The organism is Collinsella provencensis (genome assembly GCF_900199705.1).
Taxonomy (GTDB): Bacteria; Actinomycetota; Coriobacteriia; order Coriobacteriales; family Coriobacteriaceae; genus Collinsella; species Collinsella provencensis.
On sequence record NZ_LT904908.1, the window covers coordinates 80,404 to 99,885 of the forward strand.

15 protein-coding genes are annotated in these 19,482 nt (G+C 57.2%); 7 read left to right on the forward strand and 8 right to left on the reverse strand.

All coding sequences use genetic code 11. The features are described from left to right. Window positions 1–59 precede the first annotated feature (59 nt). Entirely contained in the window at window positions 60–1,865 is a 1,806-nt protein-coding gene (locus C1711_RS00370) for an ABC transporter ATP-binding protein (RefSeq protein WP_102337289.1), read from the reverse strand. A 220-nt stretch (window positions 1,866–2,085) separates the two neighbouring features. Between C1711_RS00370 and C1711_RS00375 the strand changes: the two genes are divergently transcribed. The 5 genes from C1711_RS00375 to C1711_RS00395 all read left to right on the forward strand — a co-directional run bounded on the left by C1711_RS00375 (window position 2,086) and on the right by C1711_RS00395 (window position 8,970). Further along, entirely contained in the window at window positions 2,086–4,068 is a 1,983-nt protein-coding gene (locus C1711_RS00375) for a Tat pathway signal sequence (RefSeq protein WP_102337290.1), read from the forward strand. A gap of 340 nt (window positions 4,069–4,408) precedes the next feature. Then, the gene (locus C1711_RS00380; RefSeq protein WP_102337291.1) at window positions 4,409–5,224 is read left to right on the forward strand and encodes an ABC transporter substrate-binding protein; all 816 of its coding nucleotides are present in this window, start codon (window positions 4,409–4,411) and stop codon (window positions 5,222–5,224) included. Window positions 5,225–5,346: 122 nt separating this feature from the next. Further along, complete coding sequence (locus C1711_RS00385) at window positions 5,347–6,726, forward strand: amino acid ABC transporter permease (RefSeq protein ID WP_102337292.1); 1,380 nt, start codon at window positions 5,347–5,349, stop codon at window positions 6,724–6,726. 21 nt (window positions 6,727–6,747) lie between these two features. After that, entirely contained in the window at window positions 6,748–7,527 is a 780-nt protein-coding gene (locus C1711_RS00390; protein WP_102338488.1) for an amino acid ABC transporter ATP-binding protein, read from the forward strand. Between the two features lie 414 nt (window positions 7,528–7,941). Then, the gene (locus tag C1711_RS00395) at window positions 7,942–8,970 is read left to right on the forward strand and encodes a glycoside hydrolase family 3 protein (RefSeq protein ID WP_234346130.1); all 1,029 of its coding nucleotides are present in this window, start codon (window positions 7,942–7,944) and stop codon (window positions 8,968–8,970) included. A gap of 118 nt (window positions 8,971–9,088) precedes the next feature. On the opposite strand, the gene C1711_RS00400 is transcribed toward C1711_RS00395, so the two are convergent. The 4 genes from C1711_RS00400 to C1711_RS00415 form a co-directional block, all read right to left on the reverse strand. Then, window positions 9,089–10,330, reverse strand: a complete 1,242-nt coding sequence (locus C1711_RS00400) for an iron-containing alcohol dehydrogenase (RefSeq protein ID WP_102337294.1) — start codon at window positions 10,328–10,330, stop codon at window positions 9,089–9,091. A gap of 43 nt (window positions 10,331–10,373) precedes the next feature. Further along, window positions 10,374–11,012 (reverse strand): lactate utilization protein, encoded by a 639-nt coding sequence (locus C1711_RS00405; protein ID WP_102337295.1) that lies wholly within the window; start codon window positions 11,010–11,012, stop codon window positions 10,374–10,376. A gap of 126 nt (window positions 11,013–11,138) precedes the next feature. Further along, a complete protein-coding gene (locus C1711_RS00410) occupies window positions 11,139–11,531 on the reverse strand; it encodes a YolD-like family protein (RefSeq protein WP_234346131.1) in 393 nt (130 codons plus the stop codon). Next, complete coding sequence (locus C1711_RS00415; RefSeq protein WP_102337297.1) at window positions 11,524–13,158, reverse strand: Y-family DNA polymerase; 1,635 nt, start codon at window positions 13,156–13,158, stop codon at window positions 11,524–11,526. The genes C1711_RS00410 and C1711_RS00415 overlap by 8 nt, the downstream gene beginning before the upstream one ends. Before the next feature lie 226 nt (window positions 13,159–13,384). On the opposite strand from C1711_RS00415, the gene C1711_RS00420 reads away from it, so the two are divergent. Beyond that, on the forward strand, window positions 13,385–13,912 hold the full coding sequence (locus C1711_RS00420) for a phosphatase PAP2 family protein (protein WP_102337298.1): 528 nt from the start codon (window positions 13,385–13,387) through the stop codon (window positions 13,910–13,912). 35 nt (window positions 13,913–13,947) lie between these two features. Here C1711_RS00420 and C1711_RS00425 read toward each other — a convergent pair whose 3' ends face one another. Together C1711_RS00425 and C1711_RS00430 are read right to left on the reverse strand one after the other, a co-directional pair. Beyond that, window positions 13,948–15,129: a glycosyltransferase family 2 protein gene (locus C1711_RS00425; protein ID WP_199824816.1), complete on the reverse strand. Its 1,182-nt coding sequence runs from the start codon at window positions 15,127–15,129 to the stop codon at window positions 13,948–13,950. An 11-nt stretch (window positions 15,130–15,140) separates the two neighbouring features. After that, window positions 15,141–16,301 (reverse strand): glycosyltransferase, encoded by a 1,161-nt coding sequence (locus C1711_RS00430; protein ID WP_102337299.1) that lies wholly within the window; start codon window positions 16,299–16,301, stop codon window positions 15,141–15,143. A 364-nt stretch (window positions 16,302–16,665) separates the two neighbouring features. Here C1711_RS00430 and C1711_RS07680 point away from each other — a divergent pair, with 364 nt between their 5' ends. Beyond that, window positions 16,666–17,751, forward strand: coding sequence for a hypothetical protein (locus C1711_RS07680; protein WP_159060012.1), 1,086 nt, complete (start codon window positions 16,666–16,668; stop codon window positions 17,749–17,751). A gap of 298 nt (window positions 17,752–18,049) precedes the next feature. Here C1711_RS07680 and C1711_RS00440 read toward each other — a convergent pair whose 3' ends face one another. After that, the gene (locus C1711_RS00440) at window positions 18,050–19,441 is read right to left on the reverse strand and encodes an aminopeptidase (RefSeq protein ID WP_102337301.1); all 1,392 of its coding nucleotides are present in this window, start codon (window positions 19,439–19,441) and stop codon (window positions 18,050–18,052) included. Window positions 19,442–19,482 lie beyond the last annotated feature (41 nt).

Here is a 19,482-nt window from a genome sequence, read left to right on the forward strand (position 1 = left end):
CTTCGTGCGAGCAGGACTGCCCGAGCAGACGATGAAATGGATTCGGGATCCCTGGCGAGTTATTCCGTCTCTAGGAACGCGCCGGTCTGACGATTCCACAAAGCGGCGTACTCGCCATCGGATGCGGAAAGCTCCGCATGGGTGCCATCTTCGACGATATCGCCGTCTCGGAGCACTACGATGCGGTCGAGTGCGGCAACGGTGGAGAGGCGGTGCGCCACTACGATGGACGTGCGTCCATGCATGAGGTTTTCGAGTGCGCCCTGCACCAATGCCTCGGATTCGGAGTCAAGCGCCGAGGTCGCCTCGTCCAGCACGAGAATGGGCGCGTCGGCGAGGATGGCGCGCGCAATTGCCACGCGCTGACGCTGGCCGCCCGAGAGCTTGACACCGCGCTCGCCGACCAGCGTATCGAGCCCTGCGGGGAGGCGATCGATGAACTCAAGCGCATTGGCGAGCTCGGCAGCACGACGAATCTCCTCGTCACTTGCATCGGGTCGTCCGTAGGCGATGTTCTCGCGAATGCTGCGATGGAACAGGAGCGCTTCTTGGGGCACGTAGGCAATCTGACGACGCAGACTTTGCTGCGTGCAGGTGGAGATGTCCTGACCATCCACGTAAATGTGTCCGTCCTGGATATCGGAAAGACGGAGCAGCAACTTGGTGAGGGTCGTCTTGCCGCTGCCCGAGCGACCCACCAAACCAACGCGTTGACCAGCGGGAATATGCAGGTTGAGGTCGGTAAACACATGGTCGCCCTCAGCCGCATCGCTGTACGCGAAGCCAAGTCCCTCGAAGTCGATTGCACCTTCGCGTACCGTTAACGCGGGTGCACCCGGGGCATCCTCAACCAGACGCGGTTCGTCGAGAATGCGCGCCATCTCGCTTGCGTCGCCGATAGCGCGGTTCATGCGCTGCATCATGGAGTTGATGTAATTGAATCGCATGGAGAGCTGGTAGGTGTAGGTGAACATCATGACGAGCATGCCGCTCGAAATGCCGAACCATGCGTTGCCGCCTGCCACGAAAATGGATACGACCAGCATGATGACGGTAATGATGCCGCTCGTGGTAAAACCGCGCTGCATAGTGGCGCGCATACTGCGGGATTCCGCCTGCATGGCGGCAAGGTCCGCCTCGTCGAAGAGCTGCTTCTCAAAGTCCTCGCGTCCGCACGTCTTGACGGCGAGGATGTTGGTCACAGCATCGGAGAGCACGCCCGAAAGATGGTTTTGCGCTTTGGCCGTTGCGGCAGAAAGCGGCAAGATACGCTGATACAGGCGGGTTGCCACTATCACGTACACCACGAGCATCACGGCGAGCACCACCGCGTATGCGGGGACGGCAGGAGTCAAGGCGACAAACGTGCAGACGGTGGAGGCGATGGTGGGGATGAGCGAATACACCACGACATCGACCATCTGCGTGTAGCCGCTCATGAACTTGCTCGTCTGGCTTACGAGCGCTCCGCCAAAACGGCTGGTGTGGAAGGTCATGGATTGGTTGGAAAGTGTGTCAAAGCACAGGCGGGCAAGGTGGTAGTTGCCGTTTATCTGCAGCTTGTAGACAGCGTAATCCTGCAGTTTGGAACAGATTTGACCCACAAGGTTCACGACGAGCAGTGCCAAAATGTACGGGCCGAAAACCTCCCATACCTGTTCGGCTGCGACGGGAGATGCTTGTACTCGATCCACGATGAGGCCCATCAGCCAGGTGTTCACGAACGTGAGGAGCGCCACATAAGCCACGGACGTGAAAACGGCGAGAAACGCCGCACCGGGTTTCATGCGGGTGACTTCCCAAAAACGCCTCAGCGTGCGCTTGATGGCGGGCTTCTCGAGTTTAGATACGTTGCGTTGCGACATGGGTGCTCCTTGGAGTATGTGGTCGCGCTTATTCGCGCGGAGGCCTTTCGTTGCGCGCACAACGTTATCCCTTGGACTGCGCTCCAGGTCAAGCTTTCACATAAAAGCCCATGTTTGTAAGGAAGCCGTAATGGTTGCAAGAGGGTTGTAATGAAAGCGGGTGCCGCGATGGGGTACGATATCCCCACATTGCACGGGAACGGATGAATTGAGTTGTTCCATGAACCATGATGAGATTTTGGAAATGCTGCGTCGGGCGGGCGTTGAAATCCCGAGCGGGGCAGACGACGAACCCATCGACGTCGAGGTTGAGGTCGAAGACGCCGCATCGGATGCGGATGGGTCGGCATCATCCACCTCTGATGCTGCGAACGAGGGAAAAACCGCGCATTCCGGCAAGAATGGAAAGCAAAAGCGCACTAAGCGCCCACGTGGCCGCCATGCAAGGCGCGCGACTCCAGCTTTTATGCAACGGCTCGCTCAATGGAGTCGGCGCGCGCTCATCATACTTGTCGTTGTTCTTCTCATTGCCGCTGCGGTGAGCTATTGGTGGTTCCACCCCGCGCTCAACCTGCAGAGTCCGCAGGTGTGGAACTGGATTAACACTGCCGCTATCGTGGCGATCGTCGGCCTCAAGATCGCCGCGACTCGCTCTGCACACCACGAAACCTTGCTCAATCGTTTGGTGGCGCTTCCCGCTGCTGTCATCGTGTTGTTTTTTGTGGGCGTGCTCATGGGCGCCTCGTTCATTCCCGGTAACGCCGAGCGCTACGCCACGGTGCTCAAGACGACCGAAGGCGACTTCTCCGAGGATATCGAAGAGGTCGATTACGCCGATGTTCCCGTGATTGACCGCGCGTCGGCACAGCTGCTCGGTTCGCGTGCCATGGGTTCCATCCCTGAGTACGTGAGTCAGTTCGAGATTTCCGATGCATATAGCCAAATCAACTACCGCGGACGACCCGTGCGCGTGAGCCCGCTTACGTATGCCGACTTGTTCAAATGGCTGAGTAACCGTTCTCGCGGCATTCCCGCCTACGTGCTGGTCGACATGGTTACGCAGGAGTCCGAGGTCGTGCGCCTGGAGCAGCCGATTCTTTACTCCGAGAGCGAACCGCTCGCCCGCAATATCGATCGCTATGCGCAGCTCAAATACCCCACCTATATGTTCGACCAGAAGAGCTTCGAGCTCGATGAGGACGGGACGCCGTGGTGGGTTTTCCCGGTGCAGCGGCGTACCATCGGTTTGTTCGAGGGCACGACAATCCAGCGCGTCGTACTGGTAAACGCCTGCACAGGTGAGACCGCCGACTACGCCATCGAGGATTGCCCCGCATGGGTGGACCGCGCGTATCCGAGCGATCTGATCGTGGAGCAATATAACTGGAGTGGCGCTTACAAGAACGGCTGGCTCAACTCGTGGCTCGGCCAGCAGGGCGTGGTGCACACCACGCGCGGCACCGACGGCAACTTGGGCTACAACTATGTTGCGCAAGGCGATGACGTCTATATGTATACGGGAGTGAGTTCGGTAACGGCGGACAGCTCCAACATCGGATTCATTTTGGTGAACCAGCGAACGGGCGAGTCTCATTTCTATCCGGTTGCCGGTGCCACCGAGGATTCCGCGATGGCGTCCGCCGAGGGACAGGTTCAGAACCTCAAATATGAGGCAACGTATCCGTTGTTGCTCAATATCGCAGGTCAGCCTACATATTTCATGGCGCTTAAAGACAATGCTGGCCTCGTGAAGATGTACGCGATGATCAATGTCGAGCATTATCAAAGTGTGGCAACGGGTGCGACGGTCGCCGCTTGCCAGGAAAACTATCTGCAGCTGCTTGCGTCTTCCGGTGCCCTTTCTGAAGAGGAAGTGGAGCAGGTGGGTTCCGAGGTCGAGGTGACGGGAACCATCGCGAGTATGGCGCAGGCTGTGATTGACGGAAATTCGCACTTCTATCTCACGCTTGAAGGCGATAATGCGATTTACGACGTGGCGTTGCCCGGCTTGTTGGATATCGTGCGCTATCGTACGGGGGATTCCATCACGCTCAGCTATGCGAAGAAAACGGGCGAGGACGAAGAGCCCGCATCGGTGCGTACCGTAACGGCGATTTCCGGTTATCGCGCGACGCAGCCATCCCCGGCAGACCAGCCGCCTGCAGATGTGTCCGAAGATGGAGTGAATGACGAACCGGCATAAACCTGCCGGTGCCATTTCGCCCAATCAAACATACAGCGCGGTATCGAGCGCATTGCTCGTGCTCATCGCGCTATCGAACAAGGCCCGATTCCAATGTGGAGTCGGGCCTTTGTATATGTCTACCAAGTATGGGCCGTTCTTTTGTAAAAACGATCAAAGAAAAGCTTGGTATCGGTGAATAAAATTGCATCAAGGAAACAGATTCATGCATTCCTTTAGATGAAATTGAAACAGAAATGAAACTTTCTGCATTTTTTATTCTCTTGATGCAAATGCGTGTATACTGCCCCCTCAAGCAATTGCCGCTTCTATTCGATACTTTGTAAGAAAGGATAAGACCATGAAGAAGTTTGGAGCACTCGCCGCTTCTGTGGCGATGGTAGGGGTAATGGCGCTTTCCGGTTGTGGAGCTGCCGGTAACGCAGGTTCCGCCCCGGCTGGGGATACTACCGCTGAGGGTTATTCCCTTGTGAGCGAGGGCAAGCTCACAATCGGCACGTCGGCGGAGTACGAGCCGTTCGAGTACATGGAGGACGGCGAGTACAAGGGCTTCGACCTTGAGTTGGCTGGCATTCTCGCCGATAAGCTCGGTCTCGACCTCGAGATTGTGAACATGGACTTCGATGGCATCTGCGCGGGTGTTGCCTCTGCCACCAAGTTCGACATCGGCGTCGCCGCGATTTCCGTCACGCCCGAGCGCGAGAAGGAGATCGACTTTACGGATCCCTACTACATGGACGACCAGGCCATCGTAACCATGAAGGACAACGCCGACATCACGGGCGACAATTACACGGAGGCCCTGAACGTCGAGGGCGTGAAGATCGCCGTTCAGTCCGGTTCCACTGCCGAGGCATATGCCAAGGAGAACTTCCCCGAGGCTGAGCTGGTCCCCTTCAAGAACGCCACCGACTGCTTTGCCGCCGTCCAGTCCAACCAGGTTGTGGCGCTGGTGACCAACCGCTCCGTCGCTCTCCAGCTGGTTGAGAGCTCCTTCGACAACGAGCAGATCATAAAGTCCGTGTCGACGGGCGAGGAATATGCCATCGCAGTCAGCAAGGATAACCCTGCGCTCACGAAGGCCCTGAACGAGGCCATTGCCGAGCTCACCGAGGACGGGACGATCGACGAGCTTAAGGCCAAGTACGGCGTCTAAGCTTCGGGTTCAATCGCCCTCCTCGCAGGAAGCGGGGAGGGCATTTATTTGCCTTCGAAGTTGCACCACGAAGGTTAGTTGCCGCCGTACATGAAAACGGCTGCTTGATGAAAGGTAATGTCATGGGAAACGGGAAAACACAGGAGGCCAGTGGTCTCTGCGGAACATGGGCGCACGCATGCAACGTGTTGCTTCGTGTGTTTGTCGCCTGCTGTGTCGCTTGCGCTGCCATGAGCATGGCACCTGCTTCGGCTCAGGCGCTTGAGGTCGAGAAGCTCACGTGCCGCCCCAACGGCGACACGGGAAGCGACGTTCTCGGTGGCGTCGAGACACGCATTACCTGGGAAGTTCAGGCAGATGAAGACGAGGCACTCTCAGGACTCTCGCTCACCGTCCCCCAGGGGGCGACGTATTCGACGGAGAATCTGCGTCTTACCATGTTGTTCGGCGAAGACCTCATGGAGCGCGAGTTCATCGAGCCTGCCATTGAAGAGGATGGCGATACCCTGCATCTTGCATTCCCTGAAACGGCGCCAGCGGGGCGGTTCTTCCGCCTTGAGGTGTACGGCGTGGTGTTCCCGTCCGAGGGCGGCGATATGCAGTGCGAGGGAACCTATGTCCTTGCCGACGGCAGCGAACACGAGGTGGCGGGCATCCCAGCGGTTCATATCACGTCGGTAACCCCGTTTGACCAGTTCAAATCCTACTTGGAAGAGCAGCCTTGGGTTGCGTCGTGGAATTCGAACACCTTCCTGCGCCTGTTTTTCAACCCGGTTCTCGTGGTGAGCAGCCTGCCCATTATCTTTACAGGCTTCCTCATGTCGCTCGCCATCGTGCTGGCGGCGTTTCCGCTCGCCATTCCCTTCGGTTTCATGTTTGCGCTCATGCGTGTGTCCAAGTCGCGCATCCTGCGTACCCTTGCGAGCATCTATGTGAACCTCATCCGCGGCACACCGGCGTTTTTGCAGATTTACATCGCGTTTTTCGGCTTGCCGCTTGCAGGTGTGAACATCGATAACTACGTTTTGGGCGTCATTGTGATGGGCATGAATTCCTCGGCGTATCTCTGCGAGATTTTCCGCGCGGGCATCCAGTCCATTCCCAAAGGCCAGTCCGAAGCGGCGCGCTCGCTCGGTATGACTGCCACGCAGACCATGGTCTCGATTATCATCCCGCAGACCTTCCGCAACGTGATCCCTACGCTTACCAGCGAATTCATCTTGCTGTATAAGGACACGTCGCTTCTCGCCGCGGTCGGCGTGATGGAAATCGTGATGTACGCCAAGACGATTGTCGCTACCACGGGATCCATTACCCCGTATGTGGTCGCCGCCCTGTTCTACCTGGTGGTTACGCTTCCCCTGGCGCGCGTGGTCAGCGCTCTCGAAGAGCGGCTCACGCGTTCCACTGCGGGAACAAATGCCGGCAAGGTTGAGAAGAAGCCCGCAAAGAGCGCGGGGACCGTGGTTCCGACGCCGCCCGATCACATCGCCAATCTGTAAGGAGCGAGTCTCATGAGTGATATGACACATGTTTCGACGGCAGAGCCGTGTGCCCCGGAGGGTCAAACGAACGAGGTCGTTGTACAGATTCGCGGACTGCAAAAAAGCTTTGGCGATAACGTCGTGCTACGTGACATCAATCTCGATGTCCATCGCGGTGAGGTCGTCGTGGTGCTCGGTCCTTCGGGATCCGGCAAATCCACGATGCTGCGGTGCGTGAATCTTCTTGAGACTCCTACCTCAGGTGAAATCGTGGTCGAGGGCGTTGACATCACCAAGAAGGGCGTCGATATCAATAAGGTCCGTTCGACGCTCGGCATGGTGTTCCAGCAATTCAATCTGTTCCCGCATTTGTCCGCTAAGAAGAACGTGATGATCGCCCAGCAAAAGGTGCTCAAGCGTTCAGCCGAGGAAGCGGAGCGTATTGCGATCGAGGAACTCGGCAAGGTGGGTCTCGCTGAACGTGTCGACTTCATGCCCTCGCAGCTTTCGGGCGGACAGCAGCAGCGCGTGGCAATCGCCCGTGCGCTCGCCATGAACCCGCATGTCATGTTGTTTGACGAGGCAACGTCGGCACTCGATCCCGAACTTGTCCGCGACGTGCTGGGCGTCATGCGTGATTTGGCGCGCGAGGGTATGACCATGATCGTGGTGACGCACGAGATGGGTTTTGCGCGCGATGTCGCCGACCGCGTGATCTTTATGGACGGTGGCGTCATCGTGGAGGAGGGCACGCCCGAGGAGGTTTTCGATCACCCGAAGTCGGATCGAACCAAGGACTTCTTGGGACATATCGCCTAGCGTGTTTTCAATCATACGCGTCTTCCCACATGCCGTCCGTATCGCTGCCATGCGCGAGCGTATGACAGCCATGCATATCGTTTCAAGTTGGCCCATGTAACAAGCGTCCGTCGATGCGCGGACGCTTTTTTGTGATGGTACCCTCGCATTTCTTCTCTCAAAATCTTGCGTTTATCGATTTGATATGCCACTTTATGAGGAGGGAAAAGGGTGCGGGAGGTCGTCATGGCTGATCAAAACGTTTCACGTCGAGGAATTCTCGCAGCCACTGGATGCGCTGCAGCAACTTTGCTTTCAGGCTGCAATCACGAAGGTTCTGAACCTGGTCTGCAACTTGGTTCATCCGAACTATCCGATGCGCAGGATAATAAGCCCGAGCCAACGTTCGCCGAGAAAAAACTGTCGGAAATGACGATGGAACAAAAGGTCGCCCAGCTGTTCATCGTAACGCCTGAATCGCTGACGGGCGTGAGCGTGGCAACGGCTGCTGGAGACATGACCCGTGCTGCGCTTGAGACCTATCCCGTGGGTGGCCTGTGCTACTTTGGACGGAACATTACGGGAAATCAGCAGCTACGCGACATGCTTGCGAATACGCGCGAGATGGGCTGTGTCGCAGGCGCCGGTATCGCTCCGTTCTTGACTATCGACGAGGAGGGTGGTCCGCTCGTGGCCCGCGTGGCGAACAGCGGGTATTTTGACGTCGAACATTTCTCGAATATGGCCGACATCGGAGCTTCGGGAGATGTGACGCACGCGGCGTATGTGGGGTCTTCCATCGGCTCATATCTTCACGAGATTGGATTCAACGTCGATTTTGCACCCGATGCCGACGTGCTCACCAATCCCTATAACACGGTGATCGGTCCGCGTTCGTTCGGAAGCGACCCGCAGCTCGTTGCCGATATGGTCGCAGCCGAGGTTGACGCCATGCTCGATGCGGGCGTGTTGCCTTGCATCAAGCATTTTCCCGGCCATGGCGATACGGCGGGAGATTCGCATACAGGCGCCGTATATGCCGAGCGTTCCCGCGCCGACATCGAGGCATGCGAGTTCCTTCCTTTTATCAGCGGCATTGAGGCTGGCTGCCCACTCGTCATGGTTGGGCATATCGAGACACCGAACTTTGCGGCCGATGGCCTGCCTGCCTCGCTTTCGAAGACCATGATGACCGATGTGCTGCGCGACCAGCTTGGGTTTGGCGGTGTAATCGTTTCCGATTCGTTTGCCATGGGAGCCATTACCGAGAATTACACACCTGCCGACGCGGCGGTGCGCTACTTCCAAGCTGGTGGCGACATGCTGCTCATGCCCGAGAACCTTGAGGAAGCCTATAACGGCGTGTTGTCTGCAGTTCAGCTGGGAGACATATCCTCGGAGCGACTTGATGAGTCGCTTGCCCGCATTCTCGCGCTCAAGGAGCAGGTCGGGTTGCTGGCATAGACGCTCATTTCATTCATGCGACGATGTACTGAAGGCAATCGCCCCGATAAGCGATGGGCTCGTCGGGGCTATTATCGTTGACCGTCGTTTTACCCCGGTTTATCGGGGCGTTAGAAGTTTACAGCGCGCTTTCGTAAATGGCACGGGCATCATCCAACGTGAGTTTCTGGAACGATCCAAAGAGCTCTCCGCGATTGATGCGAAGTCCCTTGAGCAGCTGATCGATGTCTTCCGCATGAACACCCAGCTCAGTGAGGGTGGTGGGCATGCCGATGGATGCGAAGAAATCTTGCAGTGCGTCAATGGTCGCCTCAACGGCATCGTGCTCCGCGCGTTCCGGCGTGATTTCCTCGTCGATGTCAGACAGATCATCGACTTCGGGGTCGATCGGCTCAATGCCGAACACCTGCTTGCCGAATGCAAGGAAGCGCTCGGGATGTCTCTTCCATACGTAGCGCATCCAAGCCGGGAATATAACGGCAAGGCCTGCTCCATGGGTGATGGTAGTGTCGAGGGCGGAGAGCTCGTGCTCGAGTCCGTGGCAGCTCCAGTCGCCATCGCGCTGCCCCGGGACACCCAAGCCACAGCCGGCAAGACCGTTATGGGCGAGCGTTCCCACCCACATGAGCTCGGCACGTGCGTCATAGTTTTCCGGCTCGTCCATCACGATGTTTGCGGCGTCGATCGCGGCGCGAATAAGCCCGCAGGCGATATTGTCGGTGACGCCCACGGAGGGCTCTCCCGAGAAGAAGCGTTCCATGATGTGCGCCATCATATCCGTCACGCCCGCGGCGGTTTGGTAAGGGGGCAGCGTGAAGGTGAGTTCGGGATCGAGGAACGAGATGACGGGGCGATTGAATTCTGTGGTGCAGCCGCACTTGAGATTTTCCGCATCATTGCTTATCACGCAAGAGTTCGATGCCTCGGAACCCGAGGCGGGGGTGGGCACCACTGTGGCCACAGGCACATGACGCTCGGGTTTTGCGCGCTTGCGCCAGAAGTCCCACGCATCGCCCTCATAGGGCGCTGCCAGAGCAATGCCCTTCGCGCAGTCCATCGCCGACCCGCCGCCTACAGGCAACACTATGTCGATGCTCTCACGGCGGACGATCTCGGCGCCCTCACGCACCAAGCCGATCTCCGGATTGGGGCGCACGCCGCCGAGCTCGCGGTATTCCACGCCAGCATGTTCGAGCGATGCCTTCACGCGATCGAGCGTGCCGGTACGAACCACCGATCCCTGTCCGTATACGATGAGTGCGCGCTTGTAGCCGGCGTGGGCGAGCTCTTCTCCAACGTGGTCGATGACGCCTTTGCCAAAGATCAATTTGGTGGGGGAGCAGAAGGTGAAGTTGTTCATGTCGGTCCTTTCCAGATAACGTGTTGCCGCCGGATTGTGATGGCTAGAATCCGAGTTGTTCGCCTACGAGAATGACGTGGATACGGTCGTTGTGGCGCGAATGGCGCGTGATGACCTCTTGGCAGCACATGCAGCCTTTCGCATGGCATTCGGCGCAAACTCCCGTGAGTTCACACGGGGTGTTCGTGTGCAGACGTGCCGCATTGAGGGGGCAGGATACGGTGCGGATGCGCTTGATACCGCTTTCGACATCCGCCACCACCTTGTTCATGCCGGCGATGACGCATACGTGTTTGGGACCATGCAACAGGAGCGAGAGTCGGTTGGCGTTGCCGTCGATGTTGACGAGCTCTCCGTCGACCGTGATGGCGTTCGTGCTCATAAAGAACCAGTCGGCGCTTACCTGGTTGCGCCACATTTCCTCCTGCTCTTCAGGTGTGGTAGCTGCAGCGCGATCAATCATACGGCATCCCGCATTGGCAAGGGCGGCTTTCACGCCGCTTTCCCCAAACGTTACGCTTCCTCCCCAAGTCACGCTTGCATCGTGAGGAACGAGTTCGAGCGCGAGTTCGACGGCCTCAGCGGCTGTTGCGCAATGATGTCCCGTCATGTTGCGACGTTCAAGTTTTTTGATGATGGTATTGGCAGTTGCACGATAGGCGGATTGTCTTACTTCGTCCAAAATATCCTCCTCGCAGATGTGCTAACGACCTTTTCATTGTTCCACGTTTACTCGTTCCTATACAACGACATCATGAGCTTGTGTTCGATGTGGGGTATTCGGGTTCTGGTTTGCTTCCTTGCAGTTTTAGCCCTCTTCAATTTGCGCATCGCGTTCAATGGAACGGATGTCGTCAAAGGGAATGACGGTTTTGACAATCTGCAGCCGTCTGAGCGTCGTGTCTATACGTGCCACCATGCCCGAGGCGGTGCGGTACGCATCCCAGTCGTAATACGTCACGCGAATCATATCGCCGCGTTTGACCTGCGTGATGGTTCGTGAGAGCGCGAGGGCCTCCTCCTCGGTGAGTTCATGACGCGGTTCCGTCACGCGTTCTTGTTGTCGAGCGAGTTCGTAGTATCCCGTTAAAGCGGCAAAGGGCATGAACTGCGCGGCACGGCTTGCGCGTGGTTGCCCATTGGCAGTCAAGCGATTCGTGCTCTGGTCATGCAGGGCCGTATCGAAATAGTCTCTAGGCACGATGTCCTCCCACCTGATCGTTGCGTTCACGTCCCGTGGCTTCTGACCGCAGGCTTCTTCCCATGATGAGCGCGTTTTTGCCGTAACGGCCTTTTACGTCGATGATCGCCCGCTGCAGCTCACGCTCACGTTCCTCGCGTTCTACGTCGGTAAACAGATCGACTGTCGCGAACTCCTCGGGCAGCAATCCGCCGAACCCTATGCTCATGCGCTTAATCGGCCGCCGCGGATCGACGCTTTGCTCAAAGAGCGTTTCGAAATACGCCAAGAGCTTCCTACGCGAGTTCGTGCGTTCGCCGAGCTTTCGCTGTTTGCCCGCATGACCATATCCTTTACGTCCGTGAACGGGCTGCGTACCATGTTCGCCTCGAAACATTGCGCGCTGCACGGTTCCTTCGGCTATGAGATCGCGTTCCAATTCGGGGGAAGCTGGCTTCTCGCATGAACATTCGCCCGGGGATTTGAGGGATTGGAAACTGCGTTTCGCATCAGGTTGGCCAGAAGCTCTACGAGCACCAGTGCTTTCTCGCGCAGCTGAAGCGGCTACTCTTGGGGGGCGTGTTGTCTGTCGTGCAACGTCTTCAGCTGTACTGTTGCGTCGCTGCCCGCAGCCGTCTACATACGATGCGCTTCCGCTCGCATCGAGCCTACGCAGCTCCTTTATCTCGCTTCCATATCCCACCGAGAGTGAGATGCTGCTGGCCACCAACCCCTTTTCCACAAGGTCGAGTACGGAGTTTTCCACCATTTCGCGCAGTACGGTCAACGCTTCCCCATAGGAATAGTTGCGTGCCAGCACCTGTCCGTTGACCGAAGAGGTGTCCTGAGGTCTATACGCTTGGATTTCGGCGATGGTACAGGGCTCGACGCCATGCGCGTGGTCAATGAGATACTCTGCGTTAACGCCAAATTCGCGATACAGGATGCGTTGGTCAAGCGCAGCGACACCCATGAGGTCGTAGACATGGTATTTTGCGAGGCGTTCTGCCGTTCCCGGTCCAATGCCCCAAATGTCCGTGATGGGTCGATGACGCCAGATTTCGCGTTTGAAACGTTCTTCGTCGAGAACACCGATCCCGTTCTTTTCATGTTTGGCAGTGATGTCAAGTGCCACCTTGCAGAGAAAAAGATTAGGTCCGATGCCTGCGGTGGCAGTGATTCCGGTTCGCGCGAGTACCGCTCGGCGCAGGCGCTCGGCAAATTCGCAGGCCGTCAGGCCGTAAAGAGCAAGGTAGGGCGTAGCGTCGATGAAGCACTCGTCGATGGAGTAGGCGTGTATGTCTTGCGGACTCACGTATTCAAGGTAGATACCGTAAATACGTGCAGACACCTCCATGTAGTGGCGCATGCGCGGTTTTGCGGCGATGTAGTCGATGGAGTCCGGAATCTCAAACACGCGGCATCGATTGCGTACGCCCAAGTTCTTCATGGCAGGGCTCACGGCAAGACAGATTGTCGAGCGTCCACGTTCCAGGTCTGCCACAACCAGGTTTTGCTTGAACGGGTCGAATCCGCGATCGACGCATTCCACCGAGGCGTAAAACGTCTTGAGGTCGATGCAGATATAGGTCCGTTCCCATGTGTTGGAGGTTGGATGGGCATTCAAATCGTCAACGCGGTAGGCCATGAGCCTCCCTTCGCCAAGAAGCACTATAGAACTTATGTTCGATAATATGGCATCGTCCGGACATGGTCAAATACGCGTTTGTACTGCAGAAGCGCAGAATTGCCGCAGATAGTGGAAGCGCATGGGTACAATGCTCGCCATGGAAATGTCACATTGTGTTCGATGACAGCACGGCGAAATCGACGGCCCGTGTCGTCGAGCACTAACGTTCAGGAAGGGCGTGACCATGCCGATAGACATGCTCATCACCGATTTCGTGGTGAACAACGTGCGCACTCCATGGCTCACGCCACTCATGGAGTCGCTGTCCAATATCGCCACGGCGCCAACGCTCATCGTGATGCTGCTTGTGCTCGCCGCATTTGTTCCCGGCAGGCATCCGGGATGGTTCTGCACGTTCAACATCGCGGGCTCTGCCTTGCTCAACCAGGTGCTCAAAGCCATCGTGCAGCGTCCGCGACCCGATGTGGCCCTGCGCTTGGTGCATGCGGGTGGATATAGTTTTCCCTCGGGGCATTCGATGGCGGCCATGGCGTTTTTCGGCCTGTTGATCTGGCTGGTGTGGCGCACGGTTGAGGACAAGCGTATACGCGTACTTATATGCTCCGCCCTTGCCGTGCTCATCGCTCTCATCGGATTTAGCCGCATCTACCTTGCAGTGCATTACTTCACCGACGTCATCGCCGGCTTTGCGATCTCATTTATCTGGCTGGTGCTCTACACCAAGTTTGCAGCGCCCAAGCTCCTCGACTGATGGCTCGATGGAGTCGGACGGAGGCTTGGCCTTCGTTAACGCGTTGCCTTGAGCTTGGCGAAGAGTGTGGGGGCAGCGCCGCGCACCCATTCGATGAACATGCCAGATAGCAGGCAGAGCGTTGCGCTATTCATGCGATAGGGTACGAGCATGAGTTTCATCTTGGTGCTGTGCGGACGCGCGCTGGCAAGCGCCGGGCGTACGGCGGGGGAGGCGAGCATCTCGGCCACCTTAGCGCGTTTTTGCCCAAAACTCTTGGGGTTCTTGGGCGAGCATTCGTTCGCCACACACCCCACCAGGCGCTCGATATAGCGACGGCTCACCATCTCGTCAGCCACGGTGTCGTCGGCCATGTCCCAGTGGGCATAGAGCTCGCGCATCCACTCGTTTTCCGTTTCGCGTTTCTCGAACACGCCGTCGCGGTAGCGGGCGGTTTCGGAGTCGGCACGGCGGCGGAAGAAGCGATAGAGTGGCTCACTCGTCACGCTGACGCGCTCTACGTCGCGAATGTAGTCGAGCACGAAGGGGAAGTCGTCCCAGAAAACATCGCGGAAGCGGATGTCGAGGTCGTTTAAGCGGCTGGCCAGGAACATCTTGTTCCAGGGCGGATAGAGCATGTTGTTGTCGAAGAGCTCAGGGGAGGCATGGTGGAATTCCTCGGCGGTGCGATACGTGCCGCCAGGCACCTGTTTGACCTCGACGTAGGTGTTGTCGCCCGAGTCTTCACCGTTGCCGTAGCCGGTTGTGGTCACGATTTCAAAGCCGCTCACAGCGAGCTCGCACCCATCGCGCTCCATGAGGTTGTAGAGCGTTTCGAGCATATGGGGCACGCATTCGTCGTCCGCGTCCACAAAGACGATATAGCGCCCGTGTGCCCGGTCGATTGCAAGGTTGCGCGCCGCGGGGGCTCCGCCGTTTTCCACGTGCAGCACGGTGAGGCGCGGGTCTTCTGCGGCCATGCGGTCGAGAATCGTGCCGGTTCCGTCGCGGGAGCCGTCGTCCACTACGATGATCTCGATGTTGGAGAGCGTTTGATCAAGTACGGAGCGCACGGCCGCCTCGACGTAGGCCTCAACGTTGTAGGCGGGGATGATGACGCTTACGAGTGGGGAGGCGGCATCCGTGGCATTGCCGTCAGCCGTTTGAGCCGCAACGCTTTCCGCGTTTTCAGCCTCGGTGCGGTTCTCGTCGATGTTGTCGTGTGTGCTGAGTGCCACGTCCGCTCCCTTTATGCGCTCGGTTGAGAATCATCGGCGTGCCGATGCAATCCGGCGCGCTCGCAGGCGAAGAACAAACCATTCTCGCGCCAAGAGTATACAAGTTCGCGTATGAGTGCGAGACGGTACGCGTGGTTTCCGCCTGCGGCGTTCGCATCACCTTCATAGCCGGTTTCAGCGAGATAGCGTTGTTTCACCGCAGGCGATACGTCTTTGAGTCCGAGTGCAGCGTCCACGTTCATGCCGCGCAGGACCTGGTGTAACAGATCGGCGATACGCGGGTCGTCCATGGCCGGCGTATCCCACAGATGTGCGGCGTATCGAAAACCGATGCTCGCAAGGGACGAGAGTACGCCCTCATCGTTTGCCCAGCGGCTTTGCGCAGCCTCGTCCCTCATTTGCAACCAACGGATAAGTGAGAGGTCCGCCCCTTTGAGAACGCTGCTCGAACCGGGGCGGTCCTCGCGGTAGCAGTACCAGGCGTCGTCGGTGAAGGCGATGCGTTCGGCTTGGCACATGGCACGCATTACGAAGGGGTTGTCGACCCAGCCCGCACCCGGAGCTTCGATGAAGCGGGTGTTCGTTGTCTCGAGGAAATCGCGTCGATAGATAGCCGACCACACGGAAGGGTGCCAGCGCACCAGCAAAGGCGATTCACCGAGCGTCGTGACGCCCTGCCTCCAGGTGCGCACGCCGCGATGACGCAGGAGCGAGCCCCAGATGCGCTGTTCGGGAGTATCCGGCATCCACACGCGCTTGTAGGTCGATTTCACCACGTCGGGTATGTCGCACGCTTGGGCGATGGCGAACAGCTCACCGAACAGGTCTCCGTCCAGGTAATCGTCCGGCTCGACGATGCCCAGGTATACGCCATCCGCCGCAGCGAAGCCCGTGTTGACCGCCGCGCCGTAACCGCCGTTTTCCTTGGAGATGATGCAGACATCGGGCAGCGAAGGGTCGCGTTCGGCGCGCTCGGCGTAGCGCTCGGCAATTGCGAGACTGCCGTCGGTGGATCCGTCGTTTACGATGATCAGCTGCAGCGAACGGCCGAGGCTGCTGCGGATGGAGCCCAGGCACTGGTCAAGGTAACGTTCGACGTTGTAGACCGGTACTGCGACCGAGACGAGGTGTCGACCTATTGCATGATGTTCCATGTGGTTTGCAGAGTTCACGTATGCATCCGCCTTCTGTGCGTAGGAAGCATTTTTCCAGATGCCATTATACCTGCGATTAATGGTTTGCCGTACGTAGCAGAGCGGCGATCAGCAATAATGCGATATGTATTTTAATATATAAGAATTATAATATATTAATACGCTTTTTGTTATACAAAGATGTTAGATGTTGTTATTGCGGAGAAGCTACTTCAGATGTCAGGTTAGTCGGATTACAACGCCTTTGCTACCAGCGAAAATCAGATGGTCACGTCAAAGCTTCAGGTTGCATGTTAGATACTTCCAGAAAGTACGACAGACAAGCATTTGTTTTCTGCCCGATTTGGACTCAATCACCATGCTGCTCGGATACCGTAGAGCTATGGACATGCTTATTTGCAACATATCGGCTTTACGCTACCACCGTATTCCCTCTATTTGTCGAGAGGACTTTCTCGCGCGTCTCGATCGAACAAGTCGCATCAACGCATCTGCCCTCCTAAATGATGAAGCAATCTCTGGCTATCTAGGGTGCCAGCTTCATGTGCTTGTTTTCGATCAATCTCATCGAGGAAGATTCAGGTATCAATGTAACCATCTTTGGACCGGAGATTTGCCGTCGGGTTCTTTTACTCGGATTGGATCTTATTTCGAAGTGGCAAGTCCGGCATTTACGCTTTTGGGATTAGCCTCCTTTTTATCAGATGTTCAACTGGGGATGCTCGTGCATGAGATGCTCGGCGGATTTGCGGTTGTAAAACTTCCATCTGAGCATCGTAATCAGGTTAAAGCTCTGATTGATAGTGGCTGGCATGGAAGCGATGGATGGAGTCCGGTTTTGAATGCGCGGCATGAACTGACCGATCTTTGGCAACGTCCGCCTTTGCTCGGCGTTGATGAGCTTATTGCGTTTGCGGAACGGAGCAAGGGACGTCGTGGTTCGGCTCGTTTGCTGAAAGCTGCAGAGGGTTTTCTTGGCGAAGCGCGGTCTCCCTTTGAAGTTTGTGCCGGGCTTCAATATGGATTGTCTAGGCCCCGTGGCGGAGAGGGTTTCAATGTTCTTCTTAACGAGAAAATCCCTTTAAGTCGTCAAGCGAGGGCGCTGTGCGATCAGGGTGTATGCTATGCCGACTTGCTTCTGACGAGTAAAGACGGGCTCAAACAGCTGGTTGTCGAATGTCAAAGCAGACTGATTCATGGAAACGCAGACCAGCAGATGATGGATTTTAATCGTCAAACAGCCTTGGCATCAATGGGATATGAGTACATTCCTCTCACATATGCTCAGCTCGTACAACCTCAACGGCATCGGGCTATGGTGCGTTTAATCGCGGAGAAGCTTGGTGAAAAGTACTGCGAAAAGAAAGAGCTTTTGCTTGAACGAGAAGAAAAACTAAGGCGAGAACTGTATTCGGATTGGGGTTCAATCGGAAATTGGAATTCTTCGCACAAGAGTCATCGTCGTTAGTTGGAGATTTACAATTAAAACGATACATGAGTCACGGTAAGACGCTTGGATGCCTCGATGGGTTTAATCGCTACCCTCATATGGGAAGGTCAATTCGGATCTCGAAAGTAGACAAGGTAACCCAGGAATAAAAACTGCTGGTAGATGACTTGCTCATTTTTTGTCTACTTGGTCTACCGCGTTTAACCTTCCCACATGAGGGTAGCGATTTTAAAGGGGCCGTTAAGGTAAAAGTCCCATTCGTTTTACCGAATGGGACTTTTACGGGAATCAGCGAGAGCGAATAAGCGGCGGAAACTTATGCGCGGTTGATGAACGCCATGTAGCCCTTGTACGCCTCATAGACGTCGGCCTTGTTCGTGATCTCCCACAGGGCGTGCATGGACAACACGGCAACGCCGGAGTCGATGACATCCATGCCGTATTCAGCCAGGATGTAGGCGATGGTGCCGCCGCCGCCCGCGCCGATGCGGCCGAGCTCGCAGGTCTGGAAGGCAACACCCGCCTCATCCATGATGTCGCGCAGCAGCGCGATGTACTCGGCGTCGGCGTCGTTGGAGCCGCCCTTGCCACGTGAGCCGGTGTACTTGTTGAAACACAGGCCGTGGCCCATGATGGCGGCGTTCTTCTTCTCGAAGCGGTCGGCGTAGGCGTTGTCGAATCCAGCGGAAACGTCGGAGGAGAGCATACGGGAGTTTGCAAGCGCGCGACGCAGCGCCAACGGGCTGTCCTCACCGGCGAGCGCCATGACCTCGGCGACGGTGTTCTCAAAGAAGCGGCTCGTCATGCCGGACGCACCCACGGAGCCGATCTCCTCCTTGTCCACGAGCAGCGTCACGCTCGTGCGCTCGACCTTTTCGACAGCGAGCTGGGCGGCAAGTGAAGTATAGGCGCACACGCGGTCATCTTGGCCGTGACCAATGATCATGGAGCGGTCGAGGCCCATCTCGCGAGCCGGGCCGGCGGGAACGACCTCGAGTTCAGCGGAGAGGAAGTCCTCTTCCTCGATGTCAAACTTACTCTTGATGAGGTCGAGGAACATCTGCTTGACGGGCTCTTTCGCCTCGTCGTCGCCCTCGATCACCACGGGACGGCCGGCCACGATCACATCGAGGTTCTCATGGTCGACGGCCTTGCCGGCGGGCTTTTCCATCTGGTCGCCTGCGAGGTGGATGAGCAGGTCGGAGATGCAGAACACGGGATCGGCTGGGTCTTCGCCCACCACGACGTTCACCGTGGCGCCGTCCTTTTTGCACACCACGCCGTGCAGCGCCAGCGGAGTGGCGACCCAGTGATAGGCCTTGACGCCGCCATAGTAGTGCGTGTCGAGATAGGCCATGTCGCCGGCCTCGTACAGGGGGTTCTGCTTGAGGTCGAGGCGTGGGGAGTCGATATGCGCACCGAGGATGTTCATGCCCTCCTCGAGCGGGCGCTCGCCCATATTCACGAGCATGAGCGTCTTGTTGTGATTCACGGCGTAGACCTTGTCTCCCGCCTTGAGCTTGCGACCCTCAGCGATGCAGGTGTCGAGGTTCACGTAGCCAGCGGCTTCGGCGAGCTTGACGGAGGCGGTCACGCACTCGCGCTCGGTCTTGTTCTCGCTGATAAACGTGCGATAGTCCGTACAGAGTCGCTCAAGATCGGCAAGGGCGTCGTCGTTATAGTTCTTCCAGGCGTTCGGTCGCTCCATGGGAGTCCTTCCTTAGGTGGATGTACATACCGTAGGCTATG

What these genes read in the sequence shown, in the direction of transcription:
- C1711_RS00400 (WP_102337294.1), bottom strand. Translation starts at nt 10,330, where the DNA reads ATGAACAACTTCACCTTCTGCTCCCCCACCAAATTGATCTTTGGCAAA.
- C1711_RS00415 (WP_102337297.1), bottom strand. Translation starts at nt 13,158, where the DNA reads ATGGCCTACCGCGTTGACGATTTGAATGCCCATCCAACCTCCAACACA.
- C1711_RS00440 (WP_102337301.1), bottom strand. Translation starts at nt 19,441, where the DNA reads ATGGAGCGACCGAACGCCTGGAAGAACTATAACGACGACGCCCTTGCC.
- C1711_RS00395 (WP_234346130.1), top strand. Translation starts at nt 7,942, where the DNA reads ATGGAACAAAAGGTCGCCCAGCTGTTCATCGTAACGCCTGAATCGCTG.
- C1711_RS00420 (WP_102337298.1), top strand. Translation starts at nt 13,385, where the DNA reads ATGCCGATAGACATGCTCATCACCGATTTCGTGGTGAACAACGTGCGC.
- C1711_RS00390 (WP_102338488.1), top strand. Translation starts at nt 6,748, where the DNA reads ATGACACATGTTTCGACGGCAGAGCCGTGTGCCCCGGAGGGTCAAACG.
- C1711_RS00385 (WP_102337292.1), top strand. Translation starts at nt 5,347, where the DNA reads ATGGGAAACGGGAAAACACAGGAGGCCAGTGGTCTCTGCGGAACATGG.
- C1711_RS00380 (WP_102337291.1), top strand. Translation starts at nt 4,409, where the DNA reads ATGAAGAAGTTTGGAGCACTCGCCGCTTCTGTGGCGATGGTAGGGGTA.
- C1711_RS07680 (WP_159060012.1), top strand. Translation starts at nt 16,666, where the DNA reads ATGGACATGCTTATTTGCAACATATCGGCTTTACGCTACCACCGTATT.
- C1711_RS00370 (WP_102337289.1), bottom strand. Translation starts at nt 1,865, where the DNA reads ATGTCGCAACGCAACGTATCTAAACTCGAGAAGCCCGCCATCAAGCGC.
- C1711_RS00375 (WP_102337290.1), top strand. Translation starts at nt 2,086, where the DNA reads ATGAACCATGATGAGATTTTGGAAATGCTGCGTCGGGCGGGCGTTGAA.